At 61.8% G+C, this 22,848-nt stretch carries 24 protein-coding genes; 11 read left to right on the forward strand and 13 right to left on the reverse strand.

What is annotated here, in order from left to right; all coding sequences use genetic code 11:
* Positions 1-4 precede the first annotated feature (4 nt).
* A complete protein-coding gene (locus ACOY6C_RS07705) occupies positions 5-490 on the forward strand; it encodes a chemotaxis protein CheW (RefSeq protein ID WP_420904896.1) in 486 nt (161 codons plus the stop codon).
* Between the two features lie 204 nt (positions 491-694).
* On the opposite strand, the gene apbC is transcribed toward ACOY6C_RS07705, so the two are convergent.
* Entirely contained in the window at positions 695-1,777 is a 1,083-nt protein-coding gene (gene apbC, locus ACOY6C_RS07710) for an iron-sulfur cluster carrier protein ApbC (RefSeq protein WP_420904897.1), read from the reverse strand.
* Between the two features lie 257 nt (positions 1,778-2,034).
* Here apbC and rsxA point away from each other — a divergent pair, with 257 nt between their 5' ends.
* The 6 genes from rsxA (at position 2,035) to ACOY6C_RS07740 (ending at position 6,488) form a co-directional block, all read left to right on the forward strand.
* Positions 2,035-2,613: an electron transport complex subunit RsxA gene (gene rsxA, locus ACOY6C_RS07715; RefSeq protein ID WP_420904898.1), complete on the forward strand. Its 579-nt coding sequence runs from the start codon at positions 2,035-2,037 to the stop codon at positions 2,611-2,613.
* 65 nt (positions 2,614-2,678) lie between these two features.
* The gene (rsxB, locus tag ACOY6C_RS07720; protein WP_420904899.1) at positions 2,679-3,215 is read left to right on the forward strand and encodes an electron transport complex subunit RsxB; all 537 of its coding nucleotides are present in this window, start codon (positions 2,679-2,681) and stop codon (positions 3,213-3,215) included.
* A gap of 381 nt (positions 3,216-3,596) precedes the next feature.
* Positions 3,597-4,667, forward strand: coding sequence for an RnfABCDGE type electron transport complex subunit D (locus ACOY6C_RS07725; RefSeq protein WP_420904900.1), 1,071 nt, complete (start codon positions 3,597-3,599; stop codon positions 4,665-4,667).
* A gap of 28 nt (positions 4,668-4,695) precedes the next feature.
* Entirely contained in the window at positions 4,696-5,289 is a 594-nt protein-coding gene (gene rsxG, locus ACOY6C_RS07730; RefSeq protein ID WP_420906104.1) for an electron transport complex subunit RsxG, read from the forward strand.
* The gene (locus tag ACOY6C_RS07735; protein WP_420904901.1) at positions 5,286-5,897 is read left to right on the forward strand and encodes an RnfABCDGE type electron transport complex subunit E; all 612 of its coding nucleotides are present in this window, start codon (positions 5,286-5,288) and stop codon (positions 5,895-5,897) included. The genes rsxG and ACOY6C_RS07735 overlap by 4 nt, the downstream gene beginning before the upstream one ends.
* Before the next feature lie 171 nt (positions 5,898-6,068).
* A complete protein-coding gene (locus ACOY6C_RS07740; protein ID WP_420904902.1) occupies positions 6,069-6,488 on the forward strand; it encodes a response regulator in 420 nt (139 codons plus the stop codon).
* Between the two features lie 187 nt (positions 6,489-6,675).
* On the opposite strand, the gene ACOY6C_RS07745 is transcribed toward ACOY6C_RS07740, so the two are convergent.
* On the reverse strand, positions 6,676-7,758 hold the full coding sequence (locus tag ACOY6C_RS07745; RefSeq protein ID WP_420904903.1) for an N-acetylmuramoyl-L-alanine amidase: 1,083 nt from the start codon (positions 7,756-7,758) through the stop codon (positions 6,676-6,678).
* Positions 7,759-8,377: 619 nt separating this feature from the next.
* On the opposite strand from ACOY6C_RS07745, the gene ACOY6C_RS07750 reads away from it, so the two are divergent.
* Both ACOY6C_RS07750 and ppnP read left to right on the forward strand, forming a co-directional pair.
* Positions 8,378-9,169, forward strand: a complete 792-nt coding sequence (locus tag ACOY6C_RS07750) for an OmpA family protein (RefSeq protein WP_420904904.1) — start codon at positions 8,378-8,380, stop codon at positions 9,167-9,169.
* 52 nt (positions 9,170-9,221) lie between these two features.
* A complete protein-coding gene (gene ppnP / locus ACOY6C_RS07755; protein ID WP_420904905.1) occupies positions 9,222-9,506 on the forward strand; it encodes a pyrimidine/purine nucleoside phosphorylase in 285 nt (94 codons plus the stop codon).
* An 89-nt stretch (positions 9,507-9,595) separates the two neighbouring features.
* On the opposite strand, the gene ACOY6C_RS07760 is transcribed toward ppnP, so the two are convergent.
* Both ACOY6C_RS07760 and ACOY6C_RS07765 read right to left on the reverse strand, forming a co-directional pair.
* Complete coding sequence (locus ACOY6C_RS07760) at positions 9,596-10,066, reverse strand: hypothetical protein (RefSeq protein WP_420904906.1); 471 nt, start codon at positions 10,064-10,066, stop codon at positions 9,596-9,598.
* A gap of 253 nt (positions 10,067-10,319) precedes the next feature.
* Positions 10,320-10,514, reverse strand: a complete 195-nt coding sequence (locus tag ACOY6C_RS07765; protein WP_420904907.1) for a hypothetical protein — start codon at positions 10,512-10,514, stop codon at positions 10,320-10,322.
* Positions 10,515-10,810: 296 nt separating this feature from the next.
* Here ACOY6C_RS07765 and ACOY6C_RS07770 point away from each other — a divergent pair, with 296 nt between their 5' ends.
* On the forward strand, positions 10,811-12,136 hold the full coding sequence (locus ACOY6C_RS07770) for a hypothetical protein (protein WP_420904908.1): 1,326 nt from the start codon (positions 10,811-10,813) through the stop codon (positions 12,134-12,136).
* A gap of 52 nt (positions 12,137-12,188) precedes the next feature.
* Here ACOY6C_RS07770 and lnt read toward each other — a convergent pair whose 3' ends face one another.
* The 9 genes from lnt to ACOY6C_RS07815 all read right to left on the reverse strand — a co-directional run bounded on the left by lnt (position 12,189) and on the right by ACOY6C_RS07815 (position 21,337).
* Positions 12,189-13,784 carry an apolipoprotein N-acyltransferase gene (lnt, locus tag ACOY6C_RS07775; protein ID WP_420904909.1) on the reverse strand — a complete coding sequence of 532 codons (1,596 nt, stop codon included), beginning with the start codon at positions 13,782-13,784 and terminating at the stop codon, positions 12,189-12,191.
* On the reverse strand, positions 13,774-14,253 hold the full coding sequence (gene ybeY, locus ACOY6C_RS07780) for an rRNA maturation RNase YbeY (RefSeq protein ID WP_420904910.1): 480 nt from the start codon (positions 14,251-14,253) through the stop codon (positions 13,774-13,776). The genes lnt and ybeY overlap by 11 nt, the downstream gene beginning before the upstream one ends.
* A complete protein-coding gene (locus ACOY6C_RS07785) occupies positions 14,198-16,477 on the reverse strand; it encodes an HD family phosphohydrolase (protein ID WP_420904911.1) in 2,280 nt (759 codons plus the stop codon). The genes ybeY and ACOY6C_RS07785 overlap by 56 nt, the downstream gene beginning before the upstream one ends.
* Positions 16,478-16,559: 82 nt before the next feature.
* Positions 16,560-17,588: a PhoH family protein gene (locus ACOY6C_RS07790; protein WP_420904912.1), complete on the reverse strand. Its 1,029-nt coding sequence runs from the start codon at positions 17,586-17,588 to the stop codon at positions 16,560-16,562.
* Positions 17,589-17,711: 123 nt separating this feature from the next.
* Entirely contained in the window at positions 17,712-19,028 is a 1,317-nt protein-coding gene (miaB, locus tag ACOY6C_RS07795; protein WP_420904913.1) for a tRNA (N6-isopentenyl adenosine(37)-C2)-methylthiotransferase MiaB, read from the reverse strand.
* On the reverse strand, positions 19,025-19,528 hold the full coding sequence (gene coaD / locus ACOY6C_RS07800) for a pantetheine-phosphate adenylyltransferase (protein WP_420904914.1): 504 nt from the start codon (positions 19,526-19,528) through the stop codon (positions 19,025-19,027). Before coaD ends, miaB begins: the two co-directional genes overlap by 4 nt.
* Complete coding sequence (rsmD, locus tag ACOY6C_RS07805) at positions 19,525-20,133, reverse strand: 16S rRNA (guanine(966)-N(2))-methyltransferase RsmD (RefSeq protein WP_420904915.1); 609 nt, start codon at positions 20,131-20,133, stop codon at positions 19,525-19,527. The genes coaD and rsmD overlap by 4 nt, the downstream gene beginning before the upstream one ends.
* Entirely contained in the window at positions 20,127-20,645 is a 519-nt protein-coding gene (locus ACOY6C_RS07810; RefSeq protein ID WP_420904916.1) for a 2-thiouracil desulfurase family protein, read from the reverse strand. The genes rsmD and ACOY6C_RS07810 overlap by 7 nt, the downstream gene beginning before the upstream one ends.
* Positions 20,642-21,337, reverse strand: a complete 696-nt coding sequence (locus ACOY6C_RS07815) for a cyclic nucleotide-binding domain-containing protein (protein WP_420904917.1) — start codon at positions 21,335-21,337, stop codon at positions 20,642-20,644. The genes ACOY6C_RS07810 and ACOY6C_RS07815 overlap by 4 nt, the downstream gene beginning before the upstream one ends.
* A gap of 832 nt (positions 21,338-22,169) precedes the next feature.
* Here ACOY6C_RS07815 and ACOY6C_RS07820 point away from each other — a divergent pair.
* Positions 22,170-22,763 carry an NUDIX domain-containing protein gene (locus ACOY6C_RS07820; RefSeq protein WP_420904918.1) on the forward strand — a complete coding sequence of 198 codons (594 nt, stop codon included), beginning with the start codon at positions 22,170-22,172 and terminating at the stop codon, positions 22,761-22,763.
* Positions 22,764-22,848 lie beyond the last annotated feature (85 nt).

Genomic DNA, 22,848 nt, shown 5'->3' on the forward strand with positions numbered 1-22,848 from the left:
ACGCATGAACGGCAAGAATACAACCACCTCGACCCAATATCTCACCTTCACCCTTGGCGCCGAGGTTTTCGCGGTGGACATCGCCAAGATCCGCGAGGTGTTGGAATACTCTTCGGTCACCAAGGTGCCACGGACGCCGGATTTCATGTGCGGGGTGATCAACCTGCGCGGCAGCGTGGTGCCGGTGGTGGACATGCGGTTGAAGTTCAACATGGGTCAGAGTGAAAAATCGGTCAACACCTGCATCATCATTCTGGAGATCGCCCAGGATGACGGTGTGGTGGTGATGGGGGCTCTGGTGGATTCGGTGCGCGAGGTGATGGAGTTGGAGCCGGATCAGGTCGAGCCTCCGCCGAAGATCGGCATGCGGTTGCGTGCGGAGTTCCTGAAGGGGATGGGCAAGCAGGATGGCCGATTCATCATGATTCTGGACATCGACAAGATCTTCTCGATTGAGGAGTTGTCGGCGGTACAGAGCGCGGCGGCCTGAGCGTGGTGGCGGTCGGATCCCGTTCAGGTTTCAAAACTTGGCGGGATCCAGGGGCCAATGGCCCCTGGTGGGGTTCGGGGCGAAGCCCTGAGGTTTTCACCTTGGCTGTTGCTTTTATCTTGAATTTTCTTGAGTCTTTGTCTTTCGCACGCCGAGTCACGAACGGTTTTCATCCTCAAGCAGGGCTTTCCCCTTCCCCCATCCCTACTCCACGACGATGTTGGGGAACCGACTCTCCCCAAATCCCATGCTGGCCACCTTGGCCGCCACCTTCTCCGCGATTTCCCGATACTTGAGCGCCTGGGGACTCTCCGGAGCCGCCACCACGATCGGCGTGCCGACATCCATCTTCTCACGGATGACGATATCCAACGGAATATCACCCAGAAACTCCGTGCCCATGGCCTCCGCCTCGGCACGCGCACCACCATGATCGAAAATATCCGCCCGATGCCCACATTGCGGGCAGAGATAATACGACATATTCTCGACCACCCCAAGCACCGGGACATCCACCTTCAAAAACATGTTCACCCCACGACGCACATCGGCCAAGGCCACGGCCTGGGGCGTGGAGACGATCACCACGCCGGTGATCGGCACCTTCTGGGCCAGAGTCAGTTGCGCATCCCCGGTTCCCGGTGGAAGATCCACCACCAGATAATCCAACTCGCCCCAATCGACATCCCGCAACATCTGCTCCACCGCCATGCCCACCATCGGACCACGCCACACCACCGGCTGAGCCTCGTCCATGAAAAACCCCATGGACATCGCCTCCAAACCATGCGCGCGCAACGGAGACATCTTGCGCCCCTCGCCCGGTTCCGGTTTTTCGCTCACATTCAACATGCGCGGCAAGGATGGACCGTAAATGTCCGCGTCGAGGATGCCGACCGACGCCCCGCTCGCAGCCAGGGCCAGGGCCAGGTTGACCGCCGTGGTGGACTTGCCCACCCCACCCTTGCCCGAGGCCACGGCAATCACGTTGCGCACGCCAGGGATCAGATCGGTGTTCTCCTTTTTCTGGGCATGACGCACCTGGGCGGTCATGGTCACCTCGACCGACTCCACCCCCGGCAGGGCGGCGACGACGTCGTGTGCCTGTTTTTGCAGCAACCCCTTGACCGGACAGGCCGGTGTGGTCAGCTCAACCTTGAAAGAGACCTGACCTCCCTGGATCACGATATCCTTTACGAAACCCAGACTCACGATATTGCGCTTCAAATCCGGATCCATGACCTGTTTCAAGGCATCCAAAATTTGTTCTGCTTGAATATGTGGCATTCCGATCCTCCCGATCGTGTTGAATTGACAAGCCATTGTTACCGCTACAAAAAGATATCATTTTGCCCCCCTTTCACCGATCCGTCAAGCGATGTCGCGGGGCATCATGATGTTGGGGAAGAATTTTTTCCATTGTCTGGCATTTAAATAAGTAGTATCTAATATTCCGCTTTCATCCTGCCACGCAATCGGATCTTGACGTTGAGGGGCGTCGAAATCCGCCAGACCAAGCAACTTCCACGAAAGGTGCGCTCGCCATGACGGACTATATCATGATTCTGGTCAGCACGATTCTGGTCAACAACTTCGTCTTGAGTAAATTTCTGGGGATCTGCCCGTTTCTGGGCGTCTCCAAAAAGGTCGAGACCGCCGTGGGCATGGCCTATGCCGTGGTGTTCGTCATCACCCTGTCGTCGATCATCACCTGGCTGACCCAGCGCTACATTCTCGATCCCCTGGGACTCGACTACCTGCGCACCCTCTCTTTCATCCTGGTGATCGCCGCCCTGGTGCAACTGACCGAAATGATCGTCCACAAAACCAGCCCGGCCCTCTACGACTCGCTGGGTATCTTCCTGCCGCTCATCAGCACCAACTGCGTGGTGCTCGGCGTGACGATCATCAACATCCAAAAGGAACTCAATTTTCTTCAGGCGACCATCAACGGCTTCGGAGCCGCCTCCGGTTTCGGGCTGATCCTGGTTCTGTTCGCCGGCATGCGCGAACGGATCAATCTGTCGGACGTGCCGACCCTGTTCAAGGGGGCGCCGATCGCCCTGGTCAACGCCGGTCTGTTGTCGCTGGCCTTCATGGGCTTCGCGGGCATGGTCAAGTGACCCCCCTTTCTTGAAATGCGGCGCTCATCCAGCAAGGAACGTCTCACTGCGAGTAGGAGTAAACCATGATCGAAGCGGTCTTGAGCATGGGCGGCATGGCCCTCGTCGCCGGATTGGGCCTCGGATACGCGGCCATCAAGTTCCATGTCGAGGAGGATCCCCTGGTCTCCAATCTGGAGTCCGCCCTGCCCTCCACCAACTGCGGCAACTGCGGTTATCCCGGCTGCCACGCCTACGCCGAGGCCCTGGCCGGCGAGGAACCGGTCTCCATCGGTCTGTGCAGCCCCGGCGGCACCCAAGCCATGGAGGCCATCGCCGCCATCCTGGGGGTGGAACCGGTGGCCATGGAAGAGCATGGACCCCGTACCGCCTACATCCACGAAGAGAAGTGCATCGGCTGCACGGCCTGCATCAAGGCCTGTCCGGTGGATGCCATCGTCGGCGCCAACAAGCAGTCCCACACCGTGATCACCGAAATGTGCACCGACTGCGAGGCCTGCGTCGAACCCTGTCCGGTCGATTGCATCGAAATGGTGCCGATTCAAACTACCCTCCAGAATTGGCAATGGGTCAAACCGAACCCGTATCAGACGCTTCACTGATGGACAATCCCTGCCGCCATCCGGTCGGCAACGTTTCCAAAGGGGCTCTCAAAAAGAGATGCCCGGGAGAGATGGATCCCACATCATGCAAGCTCGAGGCACGTGAGGCGTCAACATGGGACTCATACAACGCACATTGAAAAACTTTCACGCCAGAGTGCACCCTGCCGAGATCAACCCTCTCGTCAGGTACGGCGCCCTTGAGAAGATCCCGATGCCCGCCCGGTTGTCGATTCCTCCGCAGCAGCGCTCCGGGAAGCCCCGCGAACCGTGCATCGCACCGCAACAAGAGATTCATCCGTCTGCCGGTACACGCAAAAAGGCGGCTGCCGCGAAATTCGCGGATGAAACCGCCAACCCCGCCACCGTGGAGAGTGTCGCATGACCAAAAGCAGCTTCAAGATCTCCTCCTCGCCTTTCGTGCATGGGGGATTGTCCATTTCCGAGGTGATGAAAAGCGTGATCTGGGCCCTGCTGCCCGCCGCGGCCATGGGTGTCATGGTATTCGGCTGGTCGGCCCTGTTCGTCATGCTGATCACCGTTGCCGCCTGCGTGGTCTCGGAACGGCTCTTCAACGCCATCCGGGGACGCCCCTCCACCGTGGGCGATCAATCCGCGCTGCTCACCGGCCTGCTGCTCGCCATGAGCATGCCGCCCAACTCCCCCTGGTGGCTCTGCCTGGTGGGCGGCGTCTTCGCGATCGTTCTGGGCAAACAACTCTACGGCGGCATGGGTTACAACATGTTCAACCCGGCCATGATCGCCCGTGTTTTCCTGCTCATCTCCTTCCCGGTGCAGATGACCTCCTGGCCGGCGCCAACCCCGTTGACCGGCGATCACGCCCTCTCCCTCTCCCAGGGACTGGCGATGATCATCTCCGCCCCGTTCAACACCCCGGAAATGCTGGATGCCCTCTCCACCGCCACCCCGCTCGGTCAATACCACACCGAGATTGGCATGGGGAAAACCGTGCGCGAGGCCCTGGGCGGCGCCTTCGGCTTCGACATCCTGGCCGCCATGGGCGGCATGATCAAGGGATCCCTGGGCGAAACCTCGGCGATTCTGCTCACCCTGGGCGGCATCTACCTGCTGCGCAAAAAGATCATCACCTGGCACATTCCGATGTCCATGATTCTTGGCTGCATCGTGCCTGCGGCGATCTTCTGGCTCATCGATCACACCAAATATCCGGATCCTTTGTTCCATCTGGTCACCGGCGGTCTGATCATCGCCGCCTTCTTCATGGCAACGGATTACGTCACCTCGCCGGTCACTCCCAAGGGACAGATCATCTTTGGGGTCGGCTGCGGGCTTCTGACCTTCCTGATCCGCACCTGGGGGAGCTATCCGGAAGGGGTGTCGTTCGCCATCGTCATCATGAACGCCACCGTGCCCCTCATCGATCAATATACCAGGCCGTTGACCTACGGCAAAAAGAAACAGACCCTCTAGGAGACCGCCAATGCCGCATTTTCTCAAGATGGGTGTCACGCTCATGATCGTGGGTCTTATCGCCACGGCGATCCTGGCTGGCGTCGAGGATGTCACCCGCGCGCCGATCGCTCACACCCAACGGCAGGAACTGCTCAACGCCCTGACCCAGGTGCTGCCCAAGGGATTCGACAACGCGCCGGAGAAGGATTTCGTCCAACTCGGCGACAAACGCATCAACCGCAAGGCCAAACCGGTGCCGTTCTACCGCTCCCGCAAGGGTGGCGCGAATCATGGCGTGGCCTTCATGATCACCGCCCCGGATGGCTACTCCGGCAACATCGATATCCTGATGGGCGTCGATGCCACGGGGACCGTCACCGGCATCAACATCGTCTCCCACGCCGAAACGCCAGGGCTGGGGGACAAGATCTTCAAAAACAACTGGCTCGGCGCCTTCATCGGCAAGAATCTCAAGAATGTCAGATGGGGGGTCAAAAAGGATGGCGGCGAGTTCGATCAGTTCGCCGGGGCCACCATCACCCCGCGCGCCATCGTAAACGCCATCAAGCGCGGTCTGGATTATTACGCGGAAAATCAGGACACGATCTTCAAAACCCCTGCCGAGGAGTCCGCCAAATGAGCGTATCCGAGACCAAGGAAATCATCGTCAACGGCTTTTGGAAAAACAACGGCGTCTTTGTCCAGATGCTCGGCATGTGCCCGACCCTGGGCGTGACCACCTCGGCGGAAAACGGCATCGGCATGGGACTGGCCACCACCGCCGTGCTGGTGGGCTCCAACATGGTGGTGTCGATGGTGCGCAAGGTGATTCCCAACGACGTGCGCATCCCGGCCTTCATCATCATCATCGCCTCGTTCGTCACCATCGTCGATCTGGCCATGAACGCCTTCGTGCACGATCTGCACAAGGTGCTGGGACTCTTCATCCCGCTGATCGTGGTCAACTGCATCATCCTGGGACGCGCCGAGGCGTTCGCCTCCAAAAACTCGGTCATCGGCTCGATTCTCGACGGGGTCTTCACCGGCCTGGGCTTCACCTTCGCTCTGTTCCTGCTTGGCAGCGTGCGAGAACTGCTCGGTTCGGGTCAATGGCTCGGTCAGCAGATCATGCCCCTCGACTACCAACCGGCACTGGGTTTCATTCTTCCGCCGGGCGCCTTCATTGCCCTGGGATTCATTCTGGTGTGGCAAAAGTGGATCGATCAGCGCGCCACGGCCAAAAAGTGATCCGTCGGGCTCCTGCTCCACGTCGGCTCCAACCGGGAATGGATTTGACCATTCCCGGTTGCTTTTTGCGGATTTCTACTTGCCGATAACGGATAGGTTTGCTATGAATATATCTGATGAACTTTGTAACAATCCGTAACCTTTCTCCGATCTCGGAATGCCAGGCACAACATGAACGTCTTGATCGTGGATGACATCCCGGAAAATCGCTCGCTTCTCGCCGACATTCTCAAGCCATTCGCCCACTGCGACGTGGCGACCAACGGACAAGAGGCCGTGGAGATCTTCGAGGCCGAACTGGTGGACGGCACCCCCTATGATCTGGTGCTGCTCGACATCATGATGCCGATCATGGATGGCCAGGAGGCCCTCAAAAAAATGCGGGCCCTGGAACGGGAGTATCAGGTCGCGGATGACAACCGCGCCGCGATCATCATGGTCACCGCAGTCGATGCCATGTCCGAGATCACCGAAGCCTTCGACGTGGGCGGCTGCTCCGATTACCTCAACAAGCCGATCACCCGTGGCAAGTTGCTGGTGAAACTCGGCGAGCTGAATCTGATTCCCAAGGATTGGTGGAAAGCCGATTGACCAGGGGGTGGCAATCGGTTGGTGCGCGCCGCGCTCCTCGACCGATTGCCTGTACAGGCAGGAAGGATCAAGGGGTGAGAACCATCGGTCTCACCCCGTTTTTTTGGAGGATTTTATTACTTTTGTTAATATTTTAACCGTTCAACACCCTCTATGACGCTTGAAATGGCCCTCTTTTTCAACAGGCTTACACCAACCCGGTCTTCTGCACGAAATTCTTGGCACCGACCGTGACCGCCTTGGCCAGGGATGCCTGATGGGAACTTTTGCGCAGAAGCATCTCCTCCTGGCGGTTGCTCAAGAAGGCCATTTCCACCAGAACCGAAGGGATCTCCTGGGTCTTGAGGACTGCGAAGCGGGCCTGTTTGATGGTCTTGAAATGCAGGGAGAGACTCGGGGTGCTGGCGATGGCCGAAAGCAGGGTATTGCCGAGCATCAGGGATTTCTGGTTGGCGGGAACCGGATTGCGGCGTCCCCGCTCGGAAAGGCAGTAGACCGAGGCCCCACGCGCCGAGGGGATATGGAAGGCATCGGCATGCAGGCTGATGAAGAGATCGGCCTTGTGGTTGCGGGCGATGGCGCAGCGACGGCTCAACCCCACGAAACGGTCTTCGTTGCGGGTGAGGAAGGCCTTGTAACCAGGAGTGGCATTGATCTCGCGGGCCACCTGCCGGGCGACCGACAGGGCCACATCCTTCTCCTTGACGCCACCTGCGCCGATGGCGCCCGGATCGATCCCCCCATGTCCCGGGTCGAGCACGATGACGATATCCCGCTTGCCCTTGCGTGCCACCAGCGGTCTTTCGAGCCGGTTCGGTTGCGCCGTGCCGGCATCCGCCTCATCCCGGGTATCGGTGGCGGTGAACTCGACCACCAGACGGGGACGCCCACCCTCCTTGTCCTTGAGCAGGAAAGCCCGGCTGCTGGCATCGTCCTGCAACTCGAAGACGGCGCGCATGGTGCCGTTTCCCAGGGAGTCGGTCCGCACCTTGCGCACGATCGGATCGGTGAAGGAGAGCAGATTCAGATCCGAAGAGAGTTCGGTATCCTGGAGGTCGAGCACCACCCGATCCGGATCCCGCAGCGTGGCCAGGGAGTGTTTGATCTCCTGATTCAGGGAGAAGATGATGCGGGTGCGGTTGGGGGTGGTGGAAAATCGCACATCGGTGATGCGCGGTCTGGACATGGCCGCATGCACCATCGATCCAGGGAGGAGCAGTCCGCCCATGGAGAGAGCCAAAGCCTTGAGAACAAATCGTCTGTCCAACATGATCCGGTCTCCTTCGTGTGCCTTTTTCAAGACGCGGGGCAAGCGTTGGGAGCTTGACCCCTGCTTTTGCATGGTTTTGTTGCCAAATGTGACAATAATTTAACGTAATTTTTATTAAGTTATTTAATTTCAACTAATTAATCAAACCTTGTTCCAGAATTCCCAGTAACGATTGCGAGGTTGCCGGTACTTTAGCAAGTGGCATGCCGGCATTTTTCCATTTGACATTCCACCGTGAGATCATCCTGGAAATACCGATTCCGCTTATGGTTTCTGGCCCCGCGTGTCGTTCTTGCGGAGAATGGCGCGCATCCTGGCCAAAGATTATCGGATGGTGGAACCATGACGGCGTTGGCGTGCCGGCCTTTCTGGCATGTCAAAAGCGCCAAGAGCTTCTTTTTGATCGGATTATCGAATGGATAAGCCGAGTCGATCGGCTGGATTTCGCCAATCGCGCGTGCTAGAATGGGCCTTTGTCCGTGCTTTCTTTGTGGATCCAGGCTCCATGACCGCGTGACCCGGAACGCACGAATCGATCCGACCCGGCGTTGGCCAGCCTGGCAAGCACGCTTCCAGCCATCCACGCCCGAACCACTGCCACGAGGAGTGCGCGCTTCCGATGAGACCATCCCGATTCGTCACGCGCCTGGTGGGTGTATCCAGGTGGGTCGCCATCCCGTTGCTCTTGGGCGGCTGTTCCGGTGCGCTGGCGCCAGATCCCGAGTTGGGGGCCAACCCGACCCTCCTCACCACCATGACACAGGGTACCCCCTGCTATTTCCGGGGGGTGGTCCACCATTGCGACGATTTGAACGATGCCGATGGCGATGGGGTGAAAGATGGCAAGGATCGCTGTCCGGCCACCCCGAAGGGGGTGCCGGTCGATGCGGAGGGGTGTTCCCTGGACAGCGACGGCGACGGGGTGACGGATGACCTGGACCGTTGTCCACAGACCCCGAAGCGGGTCGAGGTCGATGAAAAGGGGTGTCCCCTCGATCGGGACGGGGATGGGGTGCCCGATGATCGGGATCAATGTCCCGACACCCCGAGCGGTGCCAAGGTCAACGAGACGGGCTGCTGGGTGCTGGAAAATCTCCGTTTCGCCACCAACCGTCATGCGATCGCCGCCGCCGACCACCCTCTGCTCGACGGGGTGGCGCGGGTCATGAAGGAGAATCCGACCCTGCGGGTGGAGATTCAGGGACATACCGATCGCATCGGCTCCGCCCAATCCAACGAACGCCTCTCCAGGCGCCGCGCCGAGGCGGTGCGGGATCATCTGGCCGGACGCGGGATCGAGGTCGGGCGGTTGCAGGTGATCGGGCTGGGATTCGAACAACCGATCGCCTCCAACGATACCGAGGAGGGACGCGCCAAGAATCGGCGCGTGGTGTTGCGGCCCCTGCCGTAAGCGGACAGGCAAGAGCCGTTCTCAATTCAATGCATGCAAACCGGAGAAGAACATGTTGAAAGTGAATGAGTATTTTGGTGGCACGGTCAAGTCGATCGCCTTCCAGACCGCCACCCTTCCGGCCACGGTCGGCGTGATGGTGCCCGGCGAATACGAGTTCGGCACCAGTCAGCTCGAGACCATGACCGTGGTCAGCGGCGCGTTGACCGTGATGCTGCCCGGCGCGTCGGAGTGGCGCACCTTTGAGCCGTTCGAGAGCTTCATCGTGCCGGCCAACGCCAAATTCCAGCTGAAAGTGGCGGTGGATACGGCCTATCTGTGCACCTATGGGGCGTGATTCGTCATCGGGTCACGACGTCGGACCGACCCTGGACCGTGGGACTCCCGAAAGGTTCCACGGTTCAGGTCGGGAAGAGGAGGGGTACATCAGAAAAGCTTTTTGAACCACGAGGCGGTGCGCTCGCCGGAGGGGGTGGCGCAGATGGTGGACTCCCAGGCCGGGACCGGCTCGGGCTTGAAACGGGTGAAGACCTTCCAGGGGAGAATCCCTCCACCACCACCGCAGCCACAACCGGCGCGGCGCGGGTGAAACACCTTGATGATGCGCGGATCCTCGAAGCTCTGCACATAGACCATGGTGGTCCACACGCCACGCTCCTCGCGCAGGATCTCGGCGACCAGATCTTGCAGATGCGCACTGGCCGCCGTGCCATCGATGGGCTGCTCCGGGAAGGGCTCGCGCGGTTCGAGAACGTACCAGCCGTCGTGTCGGGCGACCGCCTCCCCGAGCACCGTGAGATCCGCCAGACGAATCATCCCGTCAAAACGACCTTCCAGGCGCCGGTGAAAAGGAAGTTCTACGTTCTCGCCGCTCAAGACCGCCATCTCCACACCCATTGCAACCGGCACTCCCATCCCGCCCGAATGATCTTGGAAAAAAAGCCCATGTTAATCCGGCTTGCGCGGCTCTTCAAGATAATCTTGCAGGATGGGGAGAGAGAGAACCCCTTTTCCCCCGACCGTGCCCCCGATGCGCGTGCCACGGCAAGGTCTGATCAAGGCAATCTGTCTGCGGTCATGTGCTTCCCGGGTGCCCGCCGATGCGCGTGCCACGGCAAGGTCTGATCAGGCGGGCGGCGCCCCACCCGAATCAGGCGCGCATCACGAACCGATCGCAGCACTCGTCCAGAATGCCGCGCAACCGGGAAAGACGCGGCCCATCCACCCCGCCTTCCATTTCGTTCAACCCTTCCTTTTGCAAACGGGTCAACAGACTCTGATAGGCCACGGGAACCCCCTTGATCAGATCCAACTGGATGCGCATCCAATCCGCGGTTTCGAACATGTGCGATCTCCTCTCCAACCATCGCCTCAAACGTGCCTGATGGGGGGAGAATCTCATTACCCCCCGACCGTGAAGCTCCTGACAGGGGTTCCACGGCTGACAATGACACTTCGAACCAAGCAATAAACAGACCATGCCGCCCTGACATCCGCCGGGTGACCAACACGCCCGCCGTGCCCCCACGCCCCGATCCCCCCAACGCTCCCCATGCGGAAAAGCATGGCAACCGCCTGACATTGCCGCTAGAATTCCCCCATGACCACCCAACCGCTTCACCCCACCCGCCGTCACACCCCATGAACACCACGCTCCGCACCGGCACGCTGCTCGCTCTCCTCGGATCCGCCTGGCTCCGGGGACCTTTCCAAAACCTGCGGCACCATCTGGCACGCCTGGGACGCCTGCCCCGCCACCGGGCGTTCGCCCGCGTGGCCTGGCACGATCAACTCCGCCATTTCACCGGCAGCGTCCAACCCGTAGACGGCGCCTGCCGGCAACGGGCCCACGCCACCGCCGAATGGCTGGTCCGCGCCTGGGAGGCCACGCCCGATGATGGGATCTCCGAGGGATATTTCCCCTGCGACCCGGCGGAATACCCGCCTTCGGTCCCTGGCTGGCGCCCCTCCTGTCCGGAGAGCCCCGGTGCCGTCCCACTTCCAAGCCCTGGCTGGCGCCCCTCCTGTCCGGAGAGCACCGGTGCCGTTCTGGCCTCGCTCCTCGATTACGCGCTCCGCTTTTCCGATGCCGTGATGCGTGAACGGGTGCTGGCCATGGCCCGCTGGGCGGCGGATCTCCAACGGCCCTCCGGCGCGATACAAACCACGCCGGATTCCTCCCGATCGATGCCGCTGCTCACCACCGGCCAGATGTTGCACGGGTTTGCCGCACTGCTCGAACACGAACCCGACCTGCGCATCGAACAGGCCGCGCGCCGCGCCGCCGACTTTCTGCTGACCCGCCTGAAGGTCGAGGAGCAGACACCCCCGTCGCTCCGGACGCTCCAGGCCAACCAGGTGCTCATGGCCTGGGGGTTGTATCGGTTCGGCATGCAAAACGGGATTCCCGGTTACCGGGATGCGGCGCTGCGACTGGCCCGAAACACCCTGACCCTGCAACAGGAAAATGGCTGGTTCGCGCGCAACGATCCCGCGCGGCAGTCGGCTCCCCGGACCCTTGCCATCGCCCAGACGCTGCAAGGGTTGCTCGAAACCGGCATCGCCAGCAACGACACCACCCTCATCGACGCGGCGCGGCGCGGCACGTTGCCGATGGTGCGCCTCATCCGATCCGATGGATTCCTGCCGGGCCGATGGCGGGCCGACTGGTCTCACGCCTCGTCCGCCGCCTGTCTGACCGGCAGTGCCCAGCTCTCCGTGGTCTGTTTCCGGCTCCATCAGACCTTGGGCGATACCACCTTTCTGGAGGCGGGTCACCGGCTGGTGGATTTTCTCAAGGGGATCCAGGTGCTCGATGGCTTCGACTCGCCGATGCACGGCGCGCTGGCCGGATCGTTCCCGCTTTTTTTCGGTCCCTTTCAATCCGCCGGGTTTCCCAGCCTGGCCAGCCAGAATCTGCTCGACGCGCTGCTGCTTCAGGACCGGATCCTCGAGGTATGCGAATAAGTTATTTCATAACGCATTGCCCGCCCGGTTTCAAACGGGCCTGATCCCCCTGTCAACGCGGTTCGGATCCGCGCCCGATGCGACCGGCCACCCAGAAAATCAGACACACCCCGGCCCAGAAGGCCGGCCACAGGTGACCGTATCCAGACCAGAAGCTCCCACCGGGACCGGCGAAAAGGGTGACCACCAGAGCGCCTTGTTCGTTGGAAGGGATCCGTCCCAGCTCCCGTCCCAGAGGATCGATGACCGCCGAGATGCCAGAATTGGCCACCCGGATCATCGGCAGACGGTTTTCCACCGCGCGCATGCGCGCCATGGCCAGATGTTGCGGCTTGGCCGACTCGCCGAACCAGCCGTCGTTGGTGAGATTGATCAACCATCTGGCCCCTTGCGCCGCCAGATGACGCACCTCGTCCGGAAAGATCACCTCGTAGCAGATCAGGGGACCGATATCCCCCATCTCCCAGCGCAACAGCTCCGGGCCGGGACCAGGGGTGAAATCCTTGCTGCCGTGGGTGAGTTTATGCACCGAATCCGGCACCAGGGAGCGAAACGGAATGTACTCTCCGAACGGCACCAGATGGTGTTTGTCGTAGCGGTAGTCGAAATCCCCCATCTCTTCCGAGCCGATAATGACCATGCTGTTGAAAAAGCGCAGGGTACGCTCATCCATGCGATCATACATCGGCGCGCCGGTGAGGATCGGTGCGTCGATGCCGCGACTGACTTCCACGATCCTGGCCAGCTCCCTGGGGGATGCCTGGAGAAAGAAGGCGGCGGCGGTCTCGGGCCAGACCACCAGATCGACCGGCTGATTCAACCCGGCGGTCAAATCGAGGTAGCGTTCCAGCCACTCCTTCTGTCGTTCGGGCGCCCATTTGAGATCCTGGGCGATGTTGCCCTGCACCAGGGCGACGCGCAATTCTCGCGCCGCTTCGGGCAACGTTTCGGCATCGGCCAGGCTTTGCCAGCGCCACGCCCCATACCCGTAACCGGCGGCGCACACCCCGATGGCCAACAAAAGCACCGCGCCGACCCCAGCCGGCCTTTGCCAGCTCTCCGGACGGGAGATCCAGGCAACCGCAGCGGCCAGGAACAGGGTCAACGCCGAAAGCAGATAGACCCCGCCCAGATCCGCCAGTTGCAACAGGATCGGCGCCGCATCCCAGGTCTGGCCGAGGGGATTCCAGAAAAAACCGCTGAACAGATGGGCCCGCGACCATTCGGTCACCACCCACAAGGCAGGCGCGACGGCGAGAATGAACAACGGACGGGCGTTGAGCCTGGCGAACAGTGCGCCAAACAGGGCGGGATAAAGGGCGAGCACCGCAGCCAGCAGCACGATCACCAACAGGGCTGCCGGCGAGGGGATTTTTCCGTAGACGTGCAGGCTGGTCCAGAGCCAGTCGAGTCCCACCAGGAAGTGGCCCAGCCCGAACAGGAATCCGAGCCACGCTCCCCGTTTGGAAGCGGTGTTTTCCAGCAGGCGCAACCAGATGGCCACGCCCAGCACGGCCCAAAGCGGATTCGGACCGGGCGGCAGTCCCCACATCGCCAGCATGCCGGCCAGGAAAGCCAGAAGAGCGTTCCGCGTCGAACGGATTTGCAACCGGGCGATCGCCCGTCCGAGCAGGGTATCAGATTTCATACGGGTTGGCGATGCCCAGGCCGGCCAGGATCGCCACCTCGCGCGCCTCCTGACGCTCGGCCTCGGACTCGGAACGTTCGTGGTCGTAACCGAGCAGATGCAGCACCCCATGCACCACCAGATGGACCAGACGATCCCCAGGCGCCAACCCCGCCTCTCCGGCCTCTCGCAGCGTGGTCTCGAAGGGGATCACCACATCCCCCAGCAACACCGCGCCACTCTCCGGATCCGGAAACGCCTCCCCCTCCTCCATGGCGAACGACAGCACGTTGGCCGGACGGTCCAGCCCGCGAAACTCCTGATTGATGCGCCGGGATTCCGCGTCATCGGTCAGCAGCACCCCGACCTCGATCTCCTCGCCCGCGCGTCCTTCCGCCTCCAGGGTGGCATGCACCGCGCGGGCGACCCGCTCCTCATCCTCCGCGGGCCACAGAGGGGACGACAGGTTTACCAGAACCGTGGCCGACATGATGACGCGCTCCTTCCGTGCGTTTCTTGACTTGATCCGGATACTCGATCCGGCGATGGTAGAACCCGAGGGTCAACACCCGGGTAAAGGCATCTTCGATGCGGGAGATCTCCCGCAGGGTGAGCCGACACTCCTGCAACTGCCCGTCGGCGATCTTGGAGGCGACAATGCGCGCCACCAGGGACTGAATTTGCGCCGGCGAGGGGGTTTTCAGGGTACGCGAGGCCGCCTCCACCGAGTCGGCCAGCATCAGGATTCCCCCCTCCTTGGATTGCGGCCTGGGACCGGGATAGCGGAAATCGGCATCGTCGATCTTCTCTCCGCGCTTGGCCGCCTGATTGACCGCGCGGTTGTGAAAATATTGCAACAAGGTGGTGCCGTGATGGGTGGTCACCGCCTCCAGGATCGGTCCGCCGAGCTTGTACTCGCGCACCATCTCCACCCCATCCTTCACATGCCCCTGAATCACCCGCACCGACATGGACGGAGAGAGGTGATCATGACGGTTCTCGCCGGATTGATTTTCCACGAAGTAGTGGGGCTTGTTCATCTTGCCGACATCGTGATACATCGCCATGACCCGAGCCAGGAGCGGATTGGCATTGATGCTCTCGGCGGCGGCCTCGGCGAGATTGCCCATCATCACCGAATGGTGGTAGGTGCCCGGACTGCGCAGGGAGAGGCTCTTGAGCAGCGGATGGTCCCCGCTGGCCAACTCCAGCAACCGGGAGTCGGTGGTGATGTCGAAGAGGTATTCGAACAGCGGAATCAGGGCCAGTCCCCACAATCCGATCAGCATGCCGCTGGTCAGGGCGACGGCGCCTCCGGCCAGCCAGTCCAGGGAGGGCATGCGATCCGAAAGCAGTTCCACCGCCGGAACGGCCAACGCCTGGGTCAGGCCGATCCAGAAGCCGGAAATCAACACGTCGTAGCGTTTGCGACAGACCCGCAGCGTGGCCCCACCCGCCAGAGAGCCGACCATGAAGTACAGGAAGATCGGCAACCCGCCATCCGATTCCATGGCCGACAGAAACGACAGAATCGCCCCGAGCAGCATCGCGCCGCCCGGAATCCCGGCCCGCGCGCCAATGGTGAGGGAGGCCATGGCCGACCCGAGCGCGGTGATGGGCAGATAGTTGGCCAGTCGCGCCGGCAGGCCGAAGAAATCGGTCAACCCCTGCCCCATGGTGAAGATAAGGCTCGAGAGCAGCGAGGTGATCAGCAGGATGGTGCCGAGGATATAGAGGGTTTTGCGATCGCGCGGGAAGTCTGCGGAGGTCGTGACGAGAAAGCGGCGTCCAAGCCACATGAGGAGAATCAACGCCATGGCCAGTCCCATGAGGTTGAGGGCCATCTTGCCGGTCCAACGGGTCTGGTTGAGGGCCTCGATCTTCAAACGGGCGGCATCGGTGACCTCGGCCCCCTCCTGGATCACCAACTGGCCGCGTCGTACCCGATAGAAAACAGGATCGATCCCGGCGGCGGCCAGTTCGCGACGGGTGCGGGTTTCGGCCAGATTGAGCACCAGCGTGGGTCGCATGTTGACGCTGATCTGCTCCATGATCCACTTGCGCATCACACCCGGCAAATGGGTGAAACGGTCCTCGCCGGACTTCTCGAGCATGCGTCGCATGCCGATCAGATCCATCAGGCCGGCAGCGCCGCTCCCCGAGGTGCGAATCTCCTCATCCCCCATGGAGTGGATCACGAACGGATTGTGGGCCAGGTCGTTGAGCACCTCGGGACCACTCACCACGCGGATCTGGGCGTGTTCGGTCAGCCAGGCGCCGATCTCGTTGGAGAGGCCGATCAGATCCTTGGTGGCCACCAGCGCCGAGAAGGCCTGTTCGTCGATCACCTCCTCGATGCGCTCGGAAAAGGTATCGCGCAGTTTGTCCCAATCCAACCGCGACACCGCCGCGCCGCGCGACTCGTCGAGCCATTTCAGGTGCTCGCCGATGCGCCGTGCCACGGTCTCCATCACGCCCGGATCCCAGTCGTAGACCGGCACCGCCGCGGCAGCCGCCTCCTGACGCCGTTTTTTGGTGGTTACCGCGTCCTCGACCAGAATATCGCGATCCGCCTTGATGTCGCGGGTGGCGATGTCGCCCACTTCCGGCAGATAGAGAGGCCGCAACACCACCGGTGAAAAAATCACCGTGAGCATGGCGACCACCACGATAAACAGAGCCAGATCCAACAGCGTCGTCCAGGAAGGCAACATCGGGCGATCCGTCGGACGACCCCGCGAACGCTCTCCCAATTTCACCCGTTCCGTTCCCATCGTACCCTCGCAACCAACCTGCTCATGCCAACCGGCCCGCCGCCATCCCTTCCCGGGTCGCCGCCTCTTCATAGGCCTGCACGATCCGCTTCACCAGGGGGTGGCGTACCACATCCCGGTGGGTAAACCAGACAAAGGAGATCCCCTCCACCCGTTTGAGCACCTCCAGGGCGTGCGAGAGTCCGGAACGGCGGTTGGAAGGCAGATCGACCTGCGTGACATCGCCCGACACCACCACCCGCGAACCCTCTCCCAAACGGGTCAAGAACATTTTCATCTGCTCGATGGTGGTGTTCTGCGCCTCATCCAGAATGATGGTCGCCTCGGCCAGGGTACGTCCGCGCATGTAGGCCAAGGGTGCGATCTCCAACTGGTTGCGTCCGAGCATCCGTTCCACCTTCTCGTAACCGAGCATGTCGTACAACGCATCATACAGGGGGCGCAGGTAAGGATCCACCTTGTCCTGCAAATCCCCCGGCAGAAACCCGAGATGCTCCCCGGCCTCCACCGCCGGTCGGGTGAGGACGATGCGCCCCACCCGACCCTCGATGAAATCCAGCACCGCCGCGGCCACCGCCAGATAGGTCTTGCCCGTGCCCGCCGGACCGATGGCGAACACCAGGGGACGCCGGGTCAGTTCGCGGATGTAATCGGCCTGACGCGGAGTGCGCGGACGGATCTCCCGCAAGGGGGTCTTGAGGACCGCGGCCTCGTCCAGGGGATCGGGCCCATCTTCCGGGCGCTCCAGGGCCAGAATCCCGGCCTCGACCCGCGCCTCGTCCACCCGTTGTCCCATCTCGAGCGCGCCATAAAGCACGGTCAGCAGACCGCGCGCCCGCTCCAGCATCTCTGGCGGTCCCATCAGCGTCACCCGGTTTCCGACCGGATAGCAAGCGATGCCGAGCCGCGCCTCCAGACGGTGCAGATGGGCATCGAAGGCCCCGAACAACAGGACGGTCAGCCGATTGTCCGGAAAGGTGAGGGTGAGCCCCTCTCCCCCGTCCACCGGTTCGACGCCCACCCCGCCCGGCATGACGTCCTCATGCGCCACCGAACGGTCGTGACAGGTTGGATGATTCGGGGAAGAGTTGCCCCCATCACGTCCATTTACGGCTGTGTGGGTAGGATCCTGAAATGAATTCGTCTCGTCGGACGAAAAGGAGGACGCGGACATTCAGATCAACTGTCCTCGCAGGGAGTTGGCCAACCCGTCGGTGACGCGCACGCGCACGATCTGGCCGATCCGCTCCGGGGTGCCGGGGAAATTGACGGTACGGTTGTGGCCGGTGCGACCGGTCAACTCCCCTCCATCGCGCTTGGAGATCCCCTCCACCAGCACCGACTCCTCGCACCCGACGCGGGCGAGATTTTTCGCCAACTGGGAGGCGCCGAGCGCCTCCTGGAGCCGGGCCAGACGCTCCTGGGCGACCGGCAGGGGGACGTGATCGCCCATGCCCGCGGCCACGGTGCCGGGACGGGCCGAAAAGATGAACGAATAGGCGTGATCAAAGGCCACCTGACGGGCCAGATCGAGGGTTGCCAGAAAATCCGCTTCGCTCTCCCCTGGAAAACCGACGATGAAATCCGAAGCCAGGGCGATATCCGGCAGGGCGCGACGCAGTTTGTCGATCCAGGTCAGATACCCGGCGGCGGTGTGTCCGCGCTCCATCAACCCAAGGATTCGATCCGAACCGCTCTGGATCGGCAGATGCAGATAGGGGCAGAGACTTTCGACCTCGGCGAAGATCTCCACCAGATCGTCGTTCATGTCCGCCGGATGGGAGGTGACGAAGCGGATCCGCGCCACGCCGGGAATGAGCGCCACGCGCCGGATCAGGAGCGCCAGATCGTGGGTGATCCCGTCGCGGGCCAGGGCGCGGTAGGCGTTGACGTTCTGGCCCAGGAGATGGATCTCTTTCGCGCCGCCGGCCACCAGGGCGGTCACCTCCTCGCAGATCGCCTCCACCGGACGACTCCACTCCCGTCCACGGGTGAACGGCACCACGCAGTAGGTGCAGAAGCGGTCGCATCCCTCCTGAACCACCACCGAGGCGATGACGCCCGGCGTGAGGATGGCCGGCAAGGCATCGAATTTGGTATCCACCGACTCCTGGTAATCCCCCACCCGTCCGCCCTGTTTCTCCAGGCGGTCGAGCATCTCCGGGAGGCGGTGGTAATTCTGGGGGCCGAAGACCAGACGCACGAAGGGAGCCCGTTTGAAGACATTATCCCCCTCGGCCTGGCCGACGCAGCCGCCGACCGCGAAGATCGCGTCGCGCGAGACCACGGTTTTGCGCAACCGTCCGAGTTCGGAGAAGAGCTTTTCGGCGGCTTTTTCGCGGATGTGACAGGTATTGAGGATGATCAGATCGGCTTCGTCGGGTGCGTCGATGGTGGCATAGCCCAGGGAGTCGTGCAGCAGTTGGGCCATGCGGGTCGCGTCATGGACGTTCATCTGACAGCCGTAGTTCTTGATGAACAGCTTTTTCAAGCCGGCCCCCGTCCCAACCGGGCCATCATGCGCCGCCGCAACTCCGGAATCACCCCCGCCGGGGTGAAGCGGGTCACGTCACCGCCCATGCCGGCGATCTCGCGCACCAACCGCGAGGAGAGGAACATGGTCTCCTCGCCGGAGACCAGAAAGACCGTCTCCACGTCCGAACTCAGTTGCCGGTTCATGCAGGCCATCTGGAACTCGTATTCGAAGTCGGCCACGGCGCGCAGGCCTCGCAGCACGAAATGGGCGTTGAGATGGCGCACGAAATCGACCAGGAGGCCATCCATGCGACACACCTCGACACCGGGGATGCCGACCACCGCCTCCTGGAGAAAGCCGATTCGTTCGTCGCCGGTGAAGAGCGCGTTTTTCTCGCTGTTGACCGCCACGGCCACCACCAGGCGATCGACAAGCCGCGCTCCGCGCCGGATGATGTCCAGATGACCGAATGTCACGGGATCGAAGCTTCCCGGATAGACTGCGATTCTGTTCATGACCTCCCTGTTTCCGCGACCTCGCCGCGCCACCGCCAAAAAGAGACCTGGGACTCTCCCTGACGACGATTGTGCATCGGACGCCACGCGGGAGCAACCCCTTTTGCCACGGCCAGTGTTTCGTGTTCGGCGACGGCCACGGCATCGGGGGCCAAAAGGGTGGCGTTGGCGACCATCGCCAGGGTCGGCGCCAGGAGTCCGGAGTGGTAGGGAGGATCCATGAAAACCAGATCGAATCCGGGCCAGTCGGCGAAGCGGGACAGCGCCGCGCGGCGGATCGACTCGACGATCCCGGTGCCGGGCACCGTATCGCGCCGCACCTCGGCACGCGCTTCCAGACCGAGGGAGAGCAGGTTTTTCCGGATCAGGGCAACGACCGCCTCGTCCCGCTCCACGAACAACGCCCCGCGCGCCCCCCGGCTCAACGCCTCGATGCCCAGCGTTCCCCCGCCGGCGAACAGGTCCAGCACCCAGGCCCCCTCCACCCTGGTCCCGAGCATGGAAAAAAGGGTCTCGCGCATCCGCGCCGTGGTCGGACGCACCCGGTCATCCTCGGGCAGCGTCAACAGACGTCCCCGCAACGACCCGCCGGTGATCTTCAGCACGGTTCGCACTCCAGAAAGGCGACCACCCGCGACCAATCCCCCAACCGTTCGGACTCCTCGACGGGCAGATGGGGGAAGCGCGCCCGACAGGCGCGGGCGAACAGTCCCATGCCCTCCCCCGTCGGCTGACCATCGGCGTCGTGCACCGGCACCCCATGCACCCCACAGGAGGGGGAGCGGGCCTTGCAGATGAATCCCGACACCCTGGCATCGGCATAGAGTTCCAGCCGCTCTTCGGACCAGGCGATCAGGCGTCGGGTGTGATCGAGGCGGGATTCGAGGGTACGGAGCGTGGGCCGGTCGGAATCCCCCTCCAGGCGCATCGGCTCGCGAGGCACCCCCAGACCGGATTCGTTCTCCGGACAGAAGGGCATGAGGATCGCGCCGGAGGCGATCAGGGGTTCGATCAGCGGCCAGGCCTTGTGACCTCCGTCGTAGCGCACCGGCAGACCGAGAAGACAGGCGCTGATGGCGATACGTCGCCTGCGGGCGATCGGCACGCGGCTTTTCAACAGGCCACCAGAGCGTTGTTGAGTTCGTCGAGGAAAGCGGCGAGCTGCTCGATCAGGCGATCCTTGGTCCGTTCGCGTTCGGCGAGCGGGGCATGCTGTCGCTCGCGCAGTTCGCCCTCGAGTTCGTCGTCCACGGAGAGTTGCGGGTCGCGACCGGTGATTTCGACCACCTTGGCATGCATCAGATCGACCCGTCGGGTCAGATGGCGGATGATCTGGTCCTTGATCTTGATGCGCAGCAAGGCGTCGGCGACGTTCATCAATGCCGGGTCGAAACGCAGCGCCAGGGCCGTTGCCGCCCGGATAGCCTCGGGAAGACCGACGTCGAAGAGATGGGGAATGGCCGGAACCTCCGGCGCGTCGTGTTCCGGCGGATGGACGATGACGTTGGAGGTGCGGGGACGATCGGTGAGAAAGGCCACTTCGCCGAAGAAGTCGCCGGGAGCCAGGGATGCCACCGGGATGCGGGCACCCTCCTTCACCACGCTGGCCTCTCCGGCGAGCAACAGAAAAAGACTGCGCTCCTCGGAACTGCCCTCCTGGATCAGGCATTCGCCCAACTCATAGGCGACCAGGTGGGTGTGACGCCCGGCCAACAGCAGGCGTTCCCGATCGTCGAAAGGGTCGAAAAAGTCGATCTGCTTAAAAATCGCCAACAAGCTGCCTGTATTCAGATCCGATAACGCACGCATCCGCCCCCGCCTCGCACCCCATGAACAGGTCCCGCCACGCGAACAAGCCTGTGGGGTCAAGCCCCCACCCCGAACCATGCAATCCACAAATAGGATTGCATGACCAATCGGGTCGGAGTCATGTTAACACATTCCAGGCAAGAGAACAGGCAAAATCTGCCGCATGGGTCCCGTTCGACCGCAAGCGATCCACTGCCTCACGCTTTTGAAGCGCGTGCAACCGGGGTCGCCCGTGCCGGGGCGCGAGCGATCCTCATGACTCAATCCAGGGGATGACCGACTTCGAAACGCCGGATGAAAGGTACGACTCACGCGGCGCGACCGGTCATGCCCAAGATGAGCACCCTGTTGACGTCGGGCGCGGGGGGGTTATAATCCCCTGGTCCGACTGCGATCCATTCAAGCGTGGTCATGGACTGCTTGTCCCTTCACGGAGATATCACGGATTCTCGCCCAATCCCTGATAAATCCAGAAGGAGTCATGCGGCTTGCCGTGCCGGCATCGGGAGGATCCGTCGGGCTGGAGCGCCGAGAAGGGAGACCCGTCTCGAACGCTATCCAGCCCCGGAATCCGGACAAACCACCATGACCTGTTTTGGATCGGCCATGATTCCCTTTTCGGCACGAAACCGATTGAGGATAAGTGTTGCAATGATCGAGCCAACACTCATGTAACAAATCATGACACATTGTGTCCGATTTGGCAAGGATTCAGGCGATTTTTATTGAAAAGCGATCTCATTCACAGGATGTATAAAAATCGCACTTCTTGTTTGCCTTGCGATAATCCACTCTGGATTGCGCTCTCAACGCATCATCATACCGGGTCGCCATGAAAATTGAACTGATCGATCGCACCGAACTGTATAAAGGTTTTTTCAAATTATTACGACTGGTTCTGCGTTACCAGCGTTTCGACGGGCGCATGAGTTCGGAGGCTTCCCTGGAGATCCTGGAGCGTGGGGATGCGGCAGCCGTGCTTTTGTATGATCCCAAGGCAGACGCACTCGGCTTGATCCGACAGTTTCGCCCTGGTCCTTTTTTGCGCGGCGAGTCCGGTTGGTGCACGGAGATCGTGGCGGGTTCTTGTGGCGCCCAGAGCGATCACGAAGCCGTCGCCATGCGGGAGACGTTGGAGGAGACCGGTTGGACCCCGTATGATCTGCGCTTGATTCGCTCCTTTTATTTGAGTCCGAGTGGCAGCAGCGAACGGATTCATCTGTATTGCGGGCTTTTCGACTCCACCTGTCCGCGGGAGGCTGGCGGGGGCCTGGAGCATGAGAATGAAGACATTTTGCCTGTCGTCGTGCCGTATGCCACAGCCTTGACGTGGTTTGAAGGGCAGGTTTTCAACTCGGCGATTGCCGTTCTGGCCATACAGTGGTTGATTGCCAACCGCGATGCCCTGCGTCGGGGGGATGCATGAGGGCCGTTGCATGGCGAAGCGGTTGGGTTCATTCTGTGAGATTCTGACGGGGATCTTGCGGTCCCCCGTCCCTGCAATCGCGGGG

Origin of the sequence: Candidatus Magnetaquiglobus chichijimensis (assembly GCF_045865675.1) — a bacterium.
GTDB lineage: Bacteria > Pseudomonadota > Magnetococcia > Magnetococcales > Magnetaquicoccaceae > Magnetaquiglobus > Magnetaquiglobus chichijimensis.